We start from the raw sequence: 18,548 nt of genomic DNA, 5'->3' as shown, positions 1-18,548 counted from the left end.
TAATTGGGAAATTAATGTCCTGTTTTTTAGTTTTTTATGAAAAATTAGTGAGGAACCGGGGCAAAGACAGGGGGCTCCATGGGTCATTGGCCTGTAACGTCGGCGAATGATTGATCGAACTCCTGCCCATAGTTCTCCCGGTACTCCTTGGCAAACTTGAGGTAAGCATCTTTGGCCATACCGTGCCGCCCCAGGAGTATGAGGCCTTTACATTTCCAGGCCAGGGCATCTTCGTTCAGCTGATCGAAGATGAAAATGCAGTTGGCCGCCCGGATGATGAATTCCGCCTCGGTGTTCAGATCGGCGCGGGAGATATAGTTTAAGAGTATATCGGTGGTTTTGCCGGATACTTCCGATTTGATGTCATCGAGCCAGCTGTAATGCATGGTACCCAGGAAGGCGCCCCGACCGGCCACCTGTACCAATTCCTGCGCGAGGGCTTTGCTGGTGCTGCTGCCGGCATTCGAAACAAGGTCGCTGTAATGCTGGTAATCGACCCGGATGGAATTGTGCAGCACGTCGAATTTCCATTTGCCCGACTCTTTACCGATATGGCACTCCCCTACTTTTTCGAGGATGCCCTTCAGCTTTACCACGTTCACTGAAAAATTGTTCCGCGCATCTTTCAGGGGTTTATCGCCCCACAGCGTTTCGTACAGTTTTTCGGAGGCAATGCCTTTGCCATCCTTGACGGTATAGGTCAGTATCAACAGGAACAGTTCGCGCAACAGCGGGGTGAACAGTTTCGTGATATCATTGCCTTCCTTGTCGAATACTTCGAAGGGGCCAAAGAGGTAAATGGCAGCGGCCTCTTTCTGCATGGCCGGCTCCTGTGCAATACCAGCCACGGCATCTGACTGCCCAACAGCCACCGCCGATGCAACAGCTGGTGGTGGTGTATACATTTTGGCTTGTTGTGCCTGACGCAGTTGTCTTCTCCGCCACATCATCAACAGCACACCACCGGCTACCAGGCCGCCAGCTACCAGGAACCAGATCCAGTCATTGGAAGCGGCAGCTTTTGGTGGTTCAACTACCGCCAGTTTATTGGGAGGGAAATCGAGCGTATATATTTTTACGCTGCTCACATTATTCTTATCGGTGAACAGGGTAACGGCCACCAGTTTTTTGCTGGCTGCACAATAGTACAGGTCGGCAAATGATTCTATGTCATGAAAGGCATAGGGAATGCTATCAGCCATCAGTTCATACTCCGGCGACTGCAATGAACCTTTCATGAGCTGCAGGGCCGAGTTGAAACGATCGATCGGGTGTATGAGCGCGTAATATTGCCGCGCCGCGCCATCGATAACGAGGCTGTTGGCAAAACAAAAGGGCCGCGCTGGTTCTTTCAGGGAAAAAAGACTTTTGAAGGAGCGGGTCTTTACATCAAAAGAAAGCAGGTCGTAAGTATGCCGCGGGTTGATGGTTTGATCGCCGGTCTTGCTGCCAAACCCGCCGATCAACCAGGCCGTATCACAGGCCTCGCTGGTACCCAGGGCGGCCAGGTAACGGGGCATCAGAAAATCGCCCTTTACATCGATGGTTTCCCATTCCCTGGTGGCAAAGCTGTACCGCTGCACGTCATTGCGGTATTGCAATTGGCCATACCCTCCTATTATATATAGCGCACTATCGGCGGGTGATATGAATTTGTTCGCCTGCCAGTAAATGGTGAGGGGACCAGCCGTAAACTCCTGGCTCCAGCGATTGGCCTGGGGCTGATAGGCGCTTACCAGCTTCTCGTCGATATTAATGTTGTACAGCACGCCATTCTTATCGTCGTACACCGACTGACTACCCGGTGACAACGTATCGCGCCGTGTTGCCAGCAATACACCCGATAACTGACCGTTGCGGAAGGAATACTGGTACAGGGAATCTTTGGCAACGATGAACAGTCGCTCGTTCTTTTTATCAAACGCCACGCTGGCCGATCCTTTGGTGGTAATGGCAGCAGCCTGCACCCAGTTCTGGTGGCGGGGTTTGATCCAGCCGGCATTGCTCACCGTCGCTTTTCTTTGCTTCACGGAATCGAGGGCAACGGGTCCGCTACTTTCCGATAATGGGAAATAAGCAATGCCCTTATTGCCTTCGCTGATTCGGATATCCCGGATGTTCATCGGCGGAATGTCGGTGATCTTGAACCCGGGATAATCGTTGGTGCCGAATATGATCTGGTAACAGGTAGAAGATGAAATATTGGCCTTGCCTTTACCGATGGGCCGTTGATTGAGGAAGAAACTCACTTCCTGGCTGGCAGGGTTGAGTGTGAGCTTCAACTTGCTCCACTGACTGTACAGTTGTACGGAGTCGATCTCAAATTCGCCGGAGACCGTTTCACCGATCACGGCATTGAAGCGCCGCAGCTTTTGGTTGTAGACGATGTCGATGTTCTGGTTATTGTTGGTAACCAGCCGCAGGATATAGCCGAAATAGGTTTCCAGGTGGGGCGTGAAGGAAAGCTCGAAGCTGATGTCGGTCGTTTGGCCCAGGCACAGCGGTTCATCGGGGGTCAGGTTGAGCGAAGTCCTTTTTTCAGGCACTACCTCATGGCTCGAAAACCGTAAGCCGTGCGATTGGGCGCATACGATGTTAGCCAGCAACAATGAACATACCAATAAAAGGAGTCTCCCCATAAGCAAGCGAAACTAATTATAAAGTACAAATTAATTATTCTACCGTATTAATCAGGATTGTTAACGGCAATTTTTAGGAACCGGTCAACGGGCAACGAAAAGAATATAAACCTGTTGTTGTTAACTGCTCCTTAAGGCAGCTCATTGGCGGTAAAAGCCAGTGGCATCAACAGATTAGCATCGGGTATGATGTATATTTTGCCGGTACTGCCACCCAGTATAAGGCGTATCGGATGTTGTGTGCGTGTTTCAAATTCCTGGAGTCTTTGCCGGCAGATACCACAGGGGCTGATGGGATGATCATTGGGTATATTGTCGCCTTCATAACTAACCGCCAGGGTATCGATGGGCAATCCGGGCCAGGTGGCGCCGGCAGTAGACAACAGTACACTTTCGGCGCAGAGGCCTGCCGGATAAGCCGCATTCTCCTGGTTGGCGCCGGTTACGATCTCTCCGTTCTGCATACGGGCGGCTGCCCCCACCCGAAAGCGCGAATAGGGCGCCCAGGCGTTTTGGGTCATCTGCAGCGCCCGGCGCAACAGCAGCGCATCCTCCGGGGCCAACTCATCGATTGCGTCGTATACTTCGTAAGAGAAACGGTATTCTGTTGTTTTCATGTATGCTGATTGAAGGGGCCCGCGAAGGCTGCCTGGCGCCGGCAGGCTTGTTCTAAAAACCGAAAGGCAGCCAGCGAATTTGCGTTACGCAATTTACTGGCTGCCTTTCGGACTTCAAATTTTATTAATGCGGAGCACCGGCTGTTATCCGGTTCACCGGCGTTGATGCGTTTAGTGAATGCTGCTGAACATACGGTTCCAGCGCACGCCTTTATCCCAGCTCATCCAAATGAGCCAGGCTTCACCTACCACATGATCTTCGGGCACAAAACCCCAGAAGCGGCTGTCCTGCGAATAATGGCGGTTGTCGCCCATCATCCAGAAGTAATCCATCTTGAAGGTGTATTTGTTGGTCTCCTGACCGTTGATATAGTATTTACCATTGCGCAGCTCCAGCTCATTGTGCTCGTACACACGAATGGCGCGCTCATACATGGCGAAGTTGTCGTCGGTGATGGTGAGGGTAGCTCCTTTTTTAGGCACCCACAGCGGACCAAAATCATCAACCTGCCAATGGTGTTTGCCATCGCGGGGGAATATCTTGGAATCGGGATTCTGTTTGGACACTTTCACGCTGTCGATCAGTCCATTCTTGATCATCTTATCCTTGGCTTCGTTCGTCAGCAACATCGCATAGCGGTTGCCGCCCATAGGCATGATCTCGCTGTCGTCGGCTTTGGCGAAGTCGTATTCTTCTTTCAATACATCATAGTCGAGTTGGGGTACTTTCACCGTCACTTCATACAGCAGTTGCATCTTGGGAGGCAGGAAGGCTTTTTCGCCGTTCACGTACAACACGCCATCGATGATCTGCAAGGTATCACCTGCAATTGCCACACAACGTTTGATGTAATTCTCTTTCTTATCAACGGGGCGAACGATCAGGGGGAAGTCTTCGGGATTCGAGAGGATGATCTGGCGGCCTGCATCCATGTTCTGGCCACCTTTATCCCAGGCAACGTCGTAGTAAGGATACCTGGACTGGTACTCTTCGAGATTGATGACGGTATCGCCTGCGGGGAAGTTGAATACCACCACATCATTGCGCTTTACCGGGCTGGCAAACCAGCGGGTGTATGGTATGTGTATGAGTTCGGAATATGATTTGGAATTGGTGATCGGCAAGGTATGGTGTACAAAAGGCACGGCCAGCGGCGTATTGGGTATACGGGGACCATAGCTGAGCTTGCTCACGAACAGGAAGTCGTTCACCAGGAGTGTTTTTTCCATCGACCCCGTGGGGATGGTATAAGCTTCAAACACAAAAGTGCGGATGAGCGTGGCAGCCACTACGGCAAACACACCAGCGTCGATCCATTCGCGGGCGGCAGACTTCTTATGCTTCTTCACGATCTCCGGACCGTAGTATTTCTCTTTTTCGTCGAAACCGATCATGGGCAGGTAGGCAAAACCAACCAATACAGTGGCGGCATGCTGCAGGAACCGGAACTTGTTGAAGAGTTTTACGAACTCCACCAGTATCCAGAGGCTGATGAACCAACCTACTACGGGAATGAACTGCCAGAAGAACCAGTGTTTTCTGATACCCGTAACCCTTACCATTTCCCAGGTATTGAGGAAGGGTACAAAAGCTTTCCAGGCCGGTATACCAGCTTTCTGGAACATTTTGTACAATCCTACGGCAGGCAATAGTACAATCAGCAGCGAAATGATAATAATGACGGTCAGGTCGTGTGAACTCATGCTGTCTATTTTAAAAAATTCCGGGCAAAAATACCGTTTTAATTGTCATGGCAACGGGGTATTAACCAGGATTTTACCAATATATTGTGCACGGGCATGGGGAATGCGCTTCCCCTCCCTTAAACAGGATTTGAACAGTAGTATTAGTTGGCATATCTTTCGTTTTGTTACAGTAATATGAACTTTTTTTCCATACGCGATGTCCAAAATCTGACTGGTATTAAAGCACATACGCTCCGGATCTGGGAACAGCGGCACAGTATTCTACGGCCCAGGCGTAAGCACAGCAACCACCGGCTTTACGACAGTGAAGACCTGAAACAGATACTAAGGGTAGCTTTTTTGTACCATCACGGCTACAAAATATCCCGGATAGCCAGTTTATCGGAGGACGATATTTCCCGCCTGGCCCTCGACCTGCGGCCCGACAAGGAGAACTACGAAATTTTCATCAATCAGTTAACAGAAGCCACGATCGACCTTGCCACGGACCGGTTCGAGGCGTCGCTGGATAACCTCGTATTGCAAACGGGCTTTGAAAAGGCAGTTATGGAGGTGGTGTTTCCCCTGTTGCGCCGTATCGGGCATTTGTGGCTGGCCGGCAACGTGATGCCCGCCCAGGAACATTTTTCCAGCGCCATCATCATCCGCAAGATGCTGACGGCCATCGACCGCCTTGACCGTCCCACTCCTTCCAGTAAAAGACGTGTGGTATTGTATACACCCTACGGGGAGCTGCATGAGATTCCCCTGCTGTTCATGCAATACATGCTTCGCAAGAACGGCATCCCCTATTTATACCTTGGGAGTAATGTAAAAACGGAGGAGCTCCACACCATCTGCGCACACTACGAAACGGAACATCCCGACCGCCCCATCACCCAGGTCTATTTCCACCTCATCACCAATCTCATCCGATGCGACCTCAGCGATTACCTGCATCACCTCTCGAAGCTGTTTCCCCAAAAGGAGATCATCTTCTCCGGTTCGCGTAATGGCACCTACTTTTCGCGCGGCATTCCCGGCAATGTACAGTTGCTGAAGGGCGCGGAAGCATTGGTCGCTTTTTCGAAAGCTCGATAACAATCGGGCGTTATACGTATGCTAAACTGGGGGGATCCTTGTTACCTCACGCATAACTCATTCGGTATTTGTTCGGTACCCGCTTAGGCAAGTGCGCTTTAACAGCGAATGAAACACGAAGGAGGACCGGCCGAAACGCATAGAAGGCCATAGCTAGGACCGGCTTTGGTACGAAGCAGATACGGCTGTAAGTGGCCGAACAACCAGCCTATTGAACCTGCAACGAATTGTTAAAATGCCACGGAAAGCCACTAAATGCCACGGATTGCCACGGTTTGTAACACCGTCCAATCTATAACCTGCGCTGTCCCGTAACTTTAGGTAAAACATTTTTATGGCACGGCTTACCTCCCCTCCTCCATTTATCGGCACCGTGGGCGCGGTGACGATCTATATGCGGAACGATGAGTATTTTATGCGGGGCCGCAGTTCGCTCACTGCCGAGCGGGTAAAGACTGACCCTGCCTTCCGAAAAACGATGAAGTATGCCGGGCTGTTGGGCATGGCCTCGACCATTGCATCAACCATTTATGCACTGTTGCCGCCCCATCGCAGAAAACATAAACTCTTTCGCAAACTCGTGGGTGAAGCAAACACCTGGCTCAAATACCAGTGGAGCAAAGACGACATCATAGAATATCTCACGGATCATTATGCAGGCAGCCATCCCCCGCCGCCAGTTGGTTACCACACCAGGTTGAGACCACCTTGCCGGTCGCGCGTTGCTCAACTACGTATAGTAAACGACGACGCGTGCATCAACCTGTTCAAAACCCATCCCGCTGAAGTGCAAGCGTGGCGCAGGCGCGACCGATTGTTCCGCCAACAATACCTGCAAACGTTTACAGACTACGCATGGAGTGAAGCGTTGGGCGCAGGACCGTAAAAAAAGCCAGCGATGGTGGCCGGCTCTATTAAAATATGATTGAATGTAGTTTCAATTTACGTCTACCGGCCGAATATACTCGCCCAGGTGTACAGGACGAAGCCAACGAGGTAGATCATCAGGATGGTAGAACCGATGGCGGTGCCCGTCAGTGCAAAGCCGATGGTCACCAGGCCAAAGACAACGAGGGCCATGGCAAACCATTGCACGGGTGAATTGCCTTTTACCCTCAGCGGGAAATTCATATGTCCCAGCGGCAATCCCAGCGACATGGCCACAAAACCGGCCAGTATTACGTGTTCGGGGCTGCCGGGCATAAAGAAACCGACAATGACCAGCGACAATCCGGTCAGGAGTGCACCAATGAGCGCGAGTGCATTCGCCTTCTCCCGGCTGCTCAGCGCATACTTGCCGTCTTTATGGAACAAGAGGAAAAAATTAGCGAGCGGGTTGATCACCCAGCTGGTGATCACAAACAATATATACAATCCGCCAACGGCCAGGCCTACCGCAGCGAGGTTGTCGCCTCCTTTTTCGGATAAGCGGCCAATGACCTGCACGCCCAGGTAGATGCCGAGCGGAATGGCCCAACGCGCATTCTTGCCTTTGTTATTGATCCAGAAACTGTATTGCAATAGCCATTTGTAAGGCGGGATCTTTGATTTGAGGGCCTGCTTCAATCCTTCGCGGGCGCCATCGAGGTTGGGTTGCAGGCGCAGGGCTTCGCGAAAATGCTTTGCGGCATCTTTGTGCCTTCCTTTCTCCAGCAGGTTCCACCCTACTGTGGTGTGCGTATAGGCGTTTTCGGGATCCTTTTCGAGTGCATCCTGCATGGTCTCGATGGCATCGTCTACGCGCTTGAGTTTGTTCAAGGCGGTAGCGCGCACATTGAGGCAGGTGATATTTTCCGCATCTACAGCGAGGCCTTCATTAGCCCGCTCCAATGCCTGTTCAAAATCCTTTTCATCGAGCAGCACGAGGGCCCACAGGCCGAAGAACTCCGCTGTCCAGGGACTCAATTCTACAGCACGCTGCAGGTACTTGAGCGCCGGCGGGTTTTGATCGAGCTGGTAATGACCAAAAGCCATCAGGTAGAAGTAATACCCTTCATCGGGCATTACAGTGATGGCGCGTTTTATGACCTCAATGCCTTCCCTGAATTGCCGTTGATCGAATTTGCACCTTGCCAGCAGGCCGAGGGCATAATCGTTCTCCGGCTCTATGCGCAGGGCTTCGGCCAGCTGCCTTTCGGCATCTTTGGGACGGCCCTGGGCCAGCAGGAGATTTGCCCGCTCGAGGAATGGTGCTGCTTCGGTCATGGTTACTTTTTGATCTTCAGGAATTTCAGGATATCGTCGTACAGACCCGATTCATTGGCATACAGGGCATAGTTGCGTGCCGAGGAAAACCATTCGAGGGTGGTGGGCCGGTGTATTTTCGCTGCTTTCAATAGGTCTTTGGTACCCAATGGCTGCAGGTTGCCGCTGGCCATCGATTCGCGCAGCTTGTCTTCTACGGCGATATCGATCATGGCTTTGATGTCGGCGCCGGAATAATCGGGCGTTTCTTTCGCCAGTTTGCGGCTATCGATATCCTTGACCGGTTTGTCTTTGAGCATGGCGTTGATGATCTCTTCGCGTGCCTGCTCATCGGGCGGCTCTACGAAGATGACGCGGTCGAAGCGGCCGGGCCGGCGAAAGGCCGCATCCACACTCCAGGGTGCATTGGTGGCGGCGAGGATCAATACGCCTTCGTTGTCGGAGTTAACGCCATCCATCTCGGCCAGGAACTGGTTGATGACATGGCGCATGGCCGACTGGCGCAGATCGGCACGACTGGCGCCCATGGCGTCTACTTCATCGAAGAAGAGTACACAGGGGGCGTTTTTGCGGGCCAGCTCGAAGATCCCGTGCAGGTTCTTTTCGCTGTTGCCGATCCACATATCGAGTATGTCGTGTAAACCGATGCTGATGAATTTTGCATGGATCTCTCCGGCAGTCGCTTTGGCGATATAGGTCTTGCCACAGCCGGGAGGGCCGTACAGCAAGATGCCTCCGCCTACTTTTTTGCCAAATGCTTTGTAGAGATCGGGATTCTTGAGCGGCTGAATGATCTTCATGGATATCTCATCCTTGATACGCTTCATGCCGCCCACATGTGAGAAGTCGATGGTGGGCTTTTCGAGGAAATAGCCGCCTGAATTGCCTTGCAGTTCGCCGTCGTCGAGGAGGTCGTCGTGCTCGAGGCTTTGGGCGTTGTTGTTGCCCATGCGCAGTTTGCTATCGATCTCTTCGTCGCGGAATTCAGGACTCAGGGCCACCACTTTTTGGTAAACTTCCACTGCCTGGTGCAGGGAGTTTTCACGAATGAGGCATTTTACGAAGAACACCATCGCATCGGATGGCAGGCTGGGATACAGCTCTTCATAGATGATAATGGCGGCAGAATATTTCTGCTGGTAGAACCAGGCTTCGGCCAATCCCAGTTTTGCTTTGGTGTTGCCATAGCTACGGCCCAACACTTCGCTGTACTGCTCGGCCGAAGCGGTATACATTTTCTCGCGCAACAATACTTCTGCCAGGTGAAGCCTCAACGGTACATTATCGGGCGACACCTGCAGCGCTTCCTGCAAGCTCTTGATGTGATCATTCATGCTGGCTAAATTAATACAACAACCTCACCTTGATCGTCTCCTTCACCTTTTTTAACAATTGGAAAGCGGTGTCGGAGATCTTGCGATCCACATCCAATACGACATAGCCGATCTCATCGTTGGTTTTAAGGTATTGCGCGAGGATATTGATATTCGCTTTGGACAATTGGGTATTGATCTCCGACAATACACCCGGTACGTTGCGGTGAATGTGGAGGATACGGTGCGTTCCTTCCTGCGGTGGCAGGTTGAGGCCGGGCACTGTATGTGACCCATTGGTGATGCCCATTTCCAGGAACTGGAATAATTTATTACTTACATCTTCCCCGATATTCATTTGCGCTTCTTCAGTAGAACCACCGATATGGGGTGTCAGGATCACGTTGGGCAACTCCTGCAAGGGGGACGTGAACTTGTCGCCGTTCTTTTCAGGCTCCCAGGGAAATACGTCGATGGCGGCACCGGCAATTTGTCCGTCCTGCAGGCATTTGGCCAGTGCATCGAGATCGACCACTTCGCCACGGGCGTAGTTGATGAGGATAGATCCTTTTTTGAAGTTCTTCAACACGCTCTTGTTGATCATATTCTTCGTAGCCGCTGTATCGGGTACGTGGAGTGATATGATATCAGCGGTGCTGACCACCTCTTTCAATGTTTTCCTACCGGTGGCATTGCCGAGTGGCAGTTTGGTTACTGCGTCGTAGAAGATCACTTTCATACCCAGCGCTTCGGCCAGTACGCTTACCTGCGATCCGATATTACCGTAGCCGATGATACCGAGTGTTTTACCGCGGAGTTCATAGCTTCCCTTGGCTTCTTTCATCCAGATGCCTTTGTGGGCAGCAATGTTTTTATCGGGAATGCGGCGGATGAGCATGATCGACAAGCCGATCACGAGCTCTGCCACAGAACGTGTGTTGGAATAAGGGGCATTGAATACCACGACGCCCTGTTCGGTGGCGCTCTTGAGATCGACCTGGTTTACACCGATACAAAAACAGCCGATGGCCTGGAGCTTTTTGGCTGCTTCGAGCACGCGTGGGGTGATCATTGTCTTGGACCGGATACCGAGCAGGTGCACGTCTTTTACTTCACGCACGAGATCGTCTTCGGTAAGGGCGCCGCCCAGCTTGCGCACGGAGGCGTAACCGGCATCTTTAAAATTTTTAACGGCTGCGTCGCTGATGTTCTCGAGGAAGAGAATGTTAATTTTCTCCTTCGGATAACTTGTATTTTTTTTCTCGCTCATAATGATGGCTCATCTTTTGCGTTAAGTAATCTCGGGTCAACAGTTCCGGTATGGTCAGAACAGCATGCCAGGCAAGCCAGAGGGATTTACAGTTAGTTACAGAAATGGGGAGAGTGTTGGAAAAAATCTACCAGAATCACCAATTCTATAAAAATCCTTCAACACAGATCAATAATTGATGCTATCCATGTTCCGGGGTGCAAATATGTCGCAAAAAATGGACATGGAAAAAAGAGAAGCCCGGCAACGTTTGCGGAAGGGGCTGTCCGGAACAGATAGAATGAAGTATTTATCAGTGCTTTATGTTACAAATATTATGTGAAATTGTTCATGAACGGGCCTAAATCCGTGATTAATTCGGTATTTTCGCGGATCACTAACCCAACATAAAATAGTCCTTTTGAAAACCATGCTAAGGTTCATACCACTAAGCCTTTTTGCGATTGGTTGTGCGCAACTCAGTGATAAACAACCAGCAATGCTGACGGCATCCACCGGACAGGTGACCGTGTCTGCTGCCGCCTCCAACTCAAATCTCTCAGATTCAAATAGTTACTATTTTAACCTCGTAAAGGGATTCATCGATACCACCTTTGGCGAAAAGCTCAATGGCAGTATCCTGGTGGCACGCAACGGGCAGGTCCTGTACGAGAAATACTCGGGATTTGAGAACCCCCGGGGTTATGGCGATTCCATTACGGCTACCACACCTTTCCACCTCGCTTCGGTTTCCAAGACCTTTACGGCCATGGCGACCCTGAAGTTGTGGAATGACGGCAAGCTGCAGATCGATAGCCTGGTGAGCGCTTACCTGCCCGGTTTTCCCTGTACCGGCGTTACGGTGCGTATGTTGCTGAATCACCGCAGTGGCCTCCCCAAGTACGATCACTATATGTCGTCGCTGGGCTGGAACCGCAAGAAGATCATGACCAACCAGGATGTGCTCGATTTCCTGATCGCCAACCGCAAGAAGATCATGGTGGGCCGCCCCGACCGTGGCTTCAGCTACTCCAATACGAACTACGCTTTGCTGGCGCTGATCGTGGAGAAAGTAAGTGGCCAGTTTTACGGCGACTACCTGAAGAATACCTTCTTCGATTCGCTCGGCATGCGCGACACCTATGTGTTCACCCGTGCGGACTCGGCCCGCAGTCTCCCCTCCTATTATTACAACGGACGCCAATACGCCTTCGACTTCCTCGACATGGTGTATGGCGACAAGAATATTTACAGCACGCCCCGCGATCTGTTGAAGTGGGACCAGGCACTGAGCAGCGGCCGTTTCTTTACACCCGAAACGCTCAACGCCGCCTACACCCCGTACAGCAACGAGAAACCCGGCACACACAATTATGGTCTGGGCTGGCGCATGTATGTATTGAAGAATGGCAAGAAGCTCATTTACCACACAGGCTGGTGGCATGGAAACCGCACGATCTTCGTGCGCCTGCTGGATGAAGATGTAACCATCGTGGCCCTTTGCAACAACGACGCCCGCAATATCTACACCGCGAAAGAAATGGCCGATTACTTCGGCGATTATATGCAGCATGTAGACCGCGGCAGCGACGACGACCGGGTTGCCCGCAATACACCGGTGCGTAAGAGCAGCAGGGGTAAACGCTACACCAGCTCCAAAAAGCAATTGCTGGCCAAGAACACCAAATCGAAGAAGACCACCAAAAAGAGAAGCACGACGACCTCCTATGCCGGCAAAGCCGCCAGGAAGTAAGGAAGCTGTCGACGTGGTTTAAAAATAATAAGGCCGATGCAGGTAGCTCCCGCATCGGCCTTTGTCTTTTCGTGGAGGATCGTTATCAGCTGGTTAACGGTAACGGGCGATCCTGTTCATCTACCCTGTCATTTCTGCCGACTACTCAACAGCCCGACAAACTATCGTATAAATACGTATTTTACAGTTACATTCAAAATCAGCCATGTATATCTTTACAGCCCCTGACATCCGCTCCTGGGATGAGTATACCATTTCACAAGAACCTATTGCCTCGATCGACCTGATGGAACGTGCTTCTCAAGCCTGTTATGAGTGGCTGCAGCATTACCGGCCGGCCGATGCGGGCTATGTGGTGTTTTGCGGCAAGGGGAATAATGGTGGGGATGGACTGGCGATCGCGCGGATGCTGTCGGAAGACGAACACGCGGTGACGGTGTACATACTCGAGTTTGGCCATATGGGTACGGATGATTTTCAAACCAACCTCGCGCGGCTGCATGGCGGCAAGGCGGTGGTCAAGTTCATCTCTTCGGCGGAGACGATCCCGGCATTGACAGCTGGCGACATTGTACTCGACGCCTTATTGGGGTCGGGCCTCAACAGGCCACTCGACGGGCTGACAGCCCAAGTGGTAGAACATATCAACCAAAGCGGCAATGAAGTGATCGCTATCGATATCCCCTCGGGCCTGATGGCCGATAGCAGCTCGGTTGGTAACACCGTGGTGCGGGCCGACCATACTTTATCGTTTCAATGTTATAAGCTGGCTTTCCTGGTGGCCGAGAATGAACCCTATGTAGGCTCGCTGCATATTCTCGATATTGGATTGCATCCTGATTTCCCTGGTACGCGGGAAGCGGCTTATGAATGGATCGACCAGGCGTTGGTGCAGCAGATCATCAGACCGCGCAGTAAGTTTTCGCACAAGGGCACTTACGGTCATGCAGCTATTATTGCGGGGAGTCAGGGCATGATGGGTGCGGCGACGCTGGCTTCGAAGGCTTGTATGCGCAGCGGTGTGGGCAAACTCACAACGCATATCCCGGCTATTGGCTACAATATTATGCAGATTGCTGTGCCGGAGGCGATGACGTATACGGCCGGCAAAGATTATATTGAAATGGCGGTGAACCTGAACCAGTATGATGTGGTGGGTGCGGGTCCGGGTATGGGCCAGTATACCACGCACCGCGAATTGTTCGAGACTATCTTTCAGCAAAGCCGTAAGGCGCTGGTACTGGATGCGGACGCCTTGAATGTATTGTCGCGCCACCAGGAACTGCTGGGCAAGCTACCTCCGAATACGATCCTTACCCCCCACCCTAAAGAGTTTGAGCGCTTGTTTGGTAAATCGGCGAATGACTTTGAGCGGATACAACTGGCGTTGAAGCGGGCTGCGGCGTTGAAGATCGTGATCGTGCTGAAGGGCCGTTATTCACTGGTGGCAACGCCCGAGGGCATTGCTTACTTCAACAGTACGGGCAATCCCGGTATGGCAACGGGCGGCAGCGGCGATGTACTCACGGGCATCATTACCGGTCTGCTGGCGCAGGGCTACCCTGCCGCACAGGCAGCGATTGCCGGTGTATTTCTGCATGGCCTTGCCGGCGACCTGGCCGTTTCCTATACCTCACAGGAATCGTTGATCGCTTCGGATATCGTGGAGTATTTGGGAGATGCGTTTCATCAACTTGTTTTATAACTAATCAACAAGGGCAAACGGTGAGTGGGCAAAAAAATAGGCCACTTGCGTGGCCTTAATAATTTCAGGGTTTTCCCTATGATATCACACTTTCGTTTATCGTAGTCTTATATGATCGAGATTAAGCGAAAATATTGTTCCTGCCAAAATCCTGCTACAAGTTGATTATCCTACTACACTCTGCATCCGCTTTGCCTAACGTGCCACCGTTCTGTGTAAAGAAACGAATGACAGCATCATTTAACGACCTACAAATAGTATTTGTCTACAATGAATGCGACAGATTCAATGACCCAATCCACCAAACAGCTCATCGCGAACAGTTAGTCCGCGAGCACGAAGGTCTTCAATAAACTCCGGCCAATCTTTGGCACGAATTGAATCGGCTGTGTAGATCCTTGTTTTAAAATCATTGGTAATGATCCGCAGAGAATTGGAACGCTTGCCGGGCGCCTCTACTACAAGCTCCATAATATCTCCAATGGCGTAGTTTTTTTTATGCCACCAGAATAAATGATGGCGAACGACGAGGTAATGATTCGTTATTTCAAAATAATATAGCTGTATGGTCATTGGCCAGCAGACAACTACTAATATGGTCCAATTGAGCAGTGATACCCATATTTGTTTCTTAAATTCACTAAATAACATTCTATCCAGAATGAATATCAATACTATGAATGCGTAAATAGCAATCATGGCGCCAGAAAGCAAATAATTCCCTTTGTACAATTTGCCTGTCCCAACTTCCATATCAGACACACCTGCTTCCTTTTCAACCTTACTAAAATCAAGGTTCTTCATGGAATTGTCAGGCAATTTTAGCAATGCCGCAGCTCTTTGAAGTACCAGGCGTAGTGCTGGCATATTCCTGTAGTTACTTTCCCAAATGGGTATTTCTCGCCCATCATGTAACCTGATTGTAACGGCCTCTGCCGGAACGACGATATGCAAGAACTTATACTTGCGTTTACCTGTGAGCTGAATTTTGGAGATTTCATTCCAGCTATAAGACCGGGTGCGAAAAAACAAGCGAAATCTGATTCCCGCAGTATCAATGGTAATGGCAGGCCATTTGACTAATGTGGCATACCACATCGCTATAAACAAGCCCAACAGTAATATTACAAGGAAATAGACTTTTGCCTCTTCGGGTCTCCCTACCAAATGGCCTTTTATGATAGCCCCAAGCATTATAAAGCCTCCACCACCGAATAGCAAACCCGGAAACATTAACATAAAGATGAGAGAGACCAGATTCCTTTTGCTTTTTATGTACTTCCTCACGTTTGGGCTTTAGGTTTAAGTTACCATTTATTGTGGCTACTAACGCACCGGCTCGGGCGATTGTTGCGGTTGCCCGTAATCGTAGTACTGGATGCCCTGTTGCTTTAACAACGGCAATTGCTTTTGGAGCCGTTGATTGAAGTTAGGGAAATCCTTTTGGGCTGCGGGAGTCCATGCAGCTTCTGCCACCGCACACAGGCGCGGAAAGGTCATGAAATCGAGGCGCTGCTCTGTACGGATCGTTTCGGTCCACAAGTTGGCCTGAATGCCCAGTATGCTGCGCGATGTATCGCTACAGCCTTCAACGCCGGCCACGGAGAAATTATACACCTCCTCGAGCGAGTTGTATTGTTTTTTATTGCCCCATTTGCGGCCCGACTTATGCGTACTGTCCTGCACAAAATCGAAGTAGAAGGGTAAGCGCGGGCATAATACCACCGGGTATCCTTTGGCCAGCGAAGTAGACAACTGCCTTGGATGTTCCTGCCGCCACCAGAATACGATGGTTTGTTTCGGATTCAGGTCGGCCTGCGCAACTTCATCCCAGGCCAGGCATTTATTATTCATTTTCGCCAATGAGTCGGCCATGCGTTTGATAAAATAAAACTCTACTGCCTTTACATCCATAAGGCCTTCCCGGGCCATCAATGCTTTTACGTCGGCATTGCTTAACCATTTATCATTCCCAAAGCTCACCTCATCGCCGCCGATATGGATCATTTGCGAAGGGAATAATGCATTTACTTCCTTGAGTATATTGGTGAGGTATTGGTAGGTTGCTTCCTTGCCAGGATTGAAAGTAAACTCAGGATGCTTATCGGATCCGCCGCCGCTGTGCTCCGGGTAGGCCTTATTGGCCGCGGTGGCATGACCCGGCATGTCTATTTCCGGGATCACCACGATCTGCCTTTTGGCCGCATAGGCTACGATCTCTTTGATCTCTTCCTGGGTGTAATATTTAACCGGCGCGGTCGTATCGGTATAACTGCCCTTGCCACCCACCTGTGCCAGGCGGGGGTATTGTTTGATCTCGATCCGCCAGCCGGGTTCGTCGGTGAGGTGCCAGTGAAAGCGATTGAGTTTATAGAATGCCATCTGATCGAGTAGCCGCTTCACTTTTTCTTTGCCAAAGAAATGCCTCGATTCGTCGAGCATGAAGCCGCGCCAGGCATAACGAGGCCAGTCTACGACCTGCCAACAGGGAACCGAATTATCGGGGCTGGATGTGGCAAGCTGGAGAAAGGACACAACACCGTTGAATACGCCCGCTACCGTTTGGCTGGTGATCAACACCTGCCGGGGGCTCATCTTCAGGCTATAGTCTTCTCCCGGCCGGGGCTTGGCGATCACCGTCTGTAGTTTGATCAGTTGCCCCTTTGTCGCTGTCCCCAACTTCAATGTTGCGCCTTTCCTTTTCGCCAATTCTTCCTGCAGGTACTTAGCCACCCCCTGCAGAGACTTTTCGTTGACAACAATGGTCGTTTGACCATCGAATGTAAAGGCACCAGACACCTGTTTGCTTTCGACAGGCAGGGGTATGATGGGGCAGGTATTTTGGGCAGTGGCAGGTTGTAACAGTGTGATCAGAACAACCAGGCTTGCAATTCTTGACAAGTTATAGTTAAGTTTCATAAGTTGATTAGTTGCGCTCAAGATACATGATTCACCTTTCTCTTTGTAACACAAACGATTGCGGATTTCGCGGGGTAAATGCGGATCATCTGACCACGCATCAGCAGCGTCAAAGGCGGCTGCTTTCAGCCTCCGTTGTTCGATCTTCGTCTGGCAACATTGGATTACCTGCGGATACCTATTATATTTAGGCCCCCAACAATCCCTTAATTAAGATGGACCAGGTATTCGCACTTGAAAACGACAACAGGATGAGAGGCCTTTGTGTTACGGATGAGAAGCTGTTGCTGATGAGCAAAAAATGCTACAGTTATGATGAGTTCATGGCAAAATTTCATGTGCAGGGCATGCGCCGCTGGCTCCATGAAAGAAGGGAGTATAATGTGGCCGACATAACTGCTCTGCGGCATTTGGAACAAAAGCCCAAAGAACTAGTGGTACAACTCGGTAAGAAAAAGCGGGTGCTTAAGTTTCAGGAGTTGTATGAAGCTGATTTGGTGGCCGATTATTTGCGGCAGTTGAAGGGATTCAAACGTGACGTAAAGCAGCAGAATAAGTGGAAATCTGTAGAAGTACCCTTGTTTATATTCTGCCTATCTCTTACTCTTACCTACGTTTTATGGGATGAAGCCCGTACGCTGGAAGCAGGAGGTTCGGTAACTGTAACTACACGCAACCAGGGCACTCAATATATGTTTATTTGGATAGCCCGGCAACTGGGCACTCATGGCGTGCTGATCGTGGGCGCACTCACGCTCCTGGTTGCTGGTTTCTTCAGCGTCAGAAAATGGCGTAATCCACCAAGCCAGGTGGTGTATAATTAACACAAACGGCTCGCCCGACAACATATGGGGTGGTGGCATAAGCTTTGCAAGCTTCACTGCCACTAAACCATTTCTTCCCCATGAATCAAAAGACTTTTGATATCGCCCTGGAACATGACGGCATCGCTTACCAGGGATGGGTTACACCTTCTGAGGAGGCGCGAATAAACGGTACGCCCCGCTCATACCATGTTGTGCTCAATGAGACCCTATTTGGCAACCTCTCAAAATCGGGCGATCAATGGACAGTCGATGAGCAGCGCCCGGCAGGGCTGGTGAACAAGGTTGGGCTCCTCATTCAATCCCGGATTAAATAATTATAAAAGTGAAGAACTGATTCGATTCAACCGTATCTTTATAGTAAGGACGAAACACCCAAAAACTCGTCAGGAAATTTCTCAGCTAAGCCAAGCCAATCCAACTAACATCAAAGTGAATTGTACCCGGTGAAGACCGGTTGCCAAACCTACCCCCATACTCAACCGAAATGAGCGGCCACCTCTACGCGACCGCCCGTATCCTGCTATATCATTTACT

At 50.7% G+C, this 18,548-nt stretch carries 14 protein-coding genes; 6 read left to right on the top strand and 8 right to left on the bottom strand.

Features of this window, described 5'->3' with window-relative positions:
* Nucleotides 1-83 precede the first annotated feature (83 nt).
* The 3 genes from P2H89_RS05405 to P2H89_RS05395 all read right to left on the bottom strand — a co-directional run bounded on the left by P2H89_RS05405 (nt 84) and on the right by P2H89_RS05395 (nt 4,960).
* Nucleotides 84-2,639 (bottom strand): hypothetical protein, encoded by a 2,556-nt coding sequence (locus tag P2H89_RS05405; protein ID WP_275825540.1) that lies wholly within the window; start codon nt 2,637-2,639, stop codon nt 84-86.
* A gap of 131 nt (nt 2,640-2,770) precedes the next feature.
* Nucleotides 2,771-3,256, bottom strand: coding sequence for a cytidine deaminase (locus P2H89_RS05400; protein ID WP_275825539.1), 486 nt, complete (start codon nt 3,254-3,256; stop codon nt 2,771-2,773).
* 171 nt (nt 3,257-3,427) lie between these two features.
* The gene (locus P2H89_RS05395; protein ID WP_275825537.1) at nt 3,428-4,960 is read right to left on the bottom strand and encodes a S26 family signal peptidase; all 1,533 of its coding nucleotides are present in this window, start codon (nt 4,958-4,960) and stop codon (nt 3,428-3,430) included.
* Between the two features lie 177 nt (nt 4,961-5,137).
* Between P2H89_RS05395 and P2H89_RS05390 the strand changes: the two genes are divergently transcribed.
* Nucleotides 5,138-6,043: a MerR family transcriptional regulator gene (locus P2H89_RS05390; protein WP_275825535.1), complete on the top strand. Its 906-nt coding sequence runs from the start codon at nt 5,138-5,140 to the stop codon at nt 6,041-6,043.
* A 334-nt stretch (nt 6,044-6,377) separates the two neighbouring features.
* Complete coding sequence (locus P2H89_RS05385) at nt 6,378-6,929, top strand: hypothetical protein (RefSeq protein ID WP_275825534.1); 552 nt, start codon at nt 6,378-6,380, stop codon at nt 6,927-6,929.
* A 62-nt stretch (nt 6,930-6,991) separates the two neighbouring features.
* Here P2H89_RS05385 and P2H89_RS05380 read toward each other — a convergent pair whose 3' ends face one another.
* Genes P2H89_RS05380 through serA form a run of 3 tightly spaced genes read right to left on the bottom strand, consistent with a single transcriptional unit; the run spans nt 6,992 to nt 10,831 of the window.
* Complete coding sequence (locus tag P2H89_RS05380) at nt 6,992-8,248, bottom strand: tetratricopeptide repeat protein (protein WP_275825532.1); 1,257 nt, start codon at nt 8,246-8,248, stop codon at nt 6,992-6,994.
* A gap of 2 nt (nt 8,249-8,250) precedes the next feature.
* Nucleotides 8,251-9,582, bottom strand: coding sequence for an AAA family ATPase (locus P2H89_RS05375; protein ID WP_275825530.1), 1,332 nt, complete (start codon nt 9,580-9,582; stop codon nt 8,251-8,253).
* 10 nt (nt 9,583-9,592) lie between these two features.
* Nucleotides 9,593-10,831 (bottom strand): phosphoglycerate dehydrogenase, encoded by a 1,239-nt coding sequence (gene serA / locus P2H89_RS05370; RefSeq protein ID WP_275825529.1) that lies wholly within the window; start codon nt 10,829-10,831, stop codon nt 9,593-9,595.
* 409 nt (nt 10,832-11,240) lie between these two features.
* Here serA and P2H89_RS05365 point away from each other — a divergent pair, with 409 nt between their 5' ends.
* Both P2H89_RS05365 and P2H89_RS05360 read left to right on the top strand, forming a co-directional pair.
* Nucleotides 11,241-12,563, top strand: coding sequence for a serine hydrolase domain-containing protein (locus tag P2H89_RS05365; protein ID WP_275826338.1), 1,323 nt, complete (start codon nt 11,241-11,243; stop codon nt 12,561-12,563).
* Nucleotides 12,564-12,768: 205 nt separating this feature from the next.
* Nucleotides 12,769-14,268 (top strand): NAD(P)H-hydrate dehydratase, encoded by a 1,500-nt coding sequence (locus P2H89_RS05360; protein ID WP_275825527.1) that lies wholly within the window; start codon nt 12,769-12,771, stop codon nt 14,266-14,268.
* Between the two features lie 285 nt (nt 14,269-14,553).
* Here P2H89_RS05360 and P2H89_RS05355 read toward each other — a convergent pair whose 3' ends face one another.
* The gene (locus P2H89_RS05355) at nt 14,554-15,555 is read right to left on the bottom strand and encodes a PH domain-containing protein (protein ID WP_275825526.1); all 1,002 of its coding nucleotides are present in this window, start codon (nt 15,553-15,555) and stop codon (nt 14,554-14,556) included.
* Between the two features lie 39 nt (nt 15,556-15,594).
* On the bottom strand, nt 15,595-17,169 hold the full coding sequence (locus tag P2H89_RS05350; protein WP_275825525.1) for a beta-N-acetylhexosaminidase: 1,575 nt from the start codon (nt 17,167-17,169) through the stop codon (nt 15,595-15,597).
* Between the two features lie 233 nt (nt 17,170-17,402).
* Here P2H89_RS05350 and P2H89_RS05345 point away from each other — a divergent pair, with 233 nt between their 5' ends.
* Nucleotides 17,403-18,011, top strand: a complete 609-nt coding sequence (locus P2H89_RS05345; RefSeq protein ID WP_275825524.1) for a hypothetical protein — start codon at nt 17,403-17,405, stop codon at nt 18,009-18,011.
* 80 nt (nt 18,012-18,091) lie between these two features.
* Entirely contained in the window at nt 18,092-18,328 is a 237-nt protein-coding gene (locus P2H89_RS05340) for a hypothetical protein (protein WP_275825523.1), read from the top strand.
* The last annotated feature ends 220 nt before the right edge of the window (nt 18,329-18,548 follow it).

Source organism: Paraflavitalea sp. CAU 1676, assembly GCF_029223285.1.
Taxonomy (GTDB): Bacteria; Bacteroidota; Bacteroidia; order Chitinophagales; family Chitinophagaceae; genus Paraflavitalea.
This window is presented reverse-complemented; position numbering and strand designations above follow the sequence as displayed.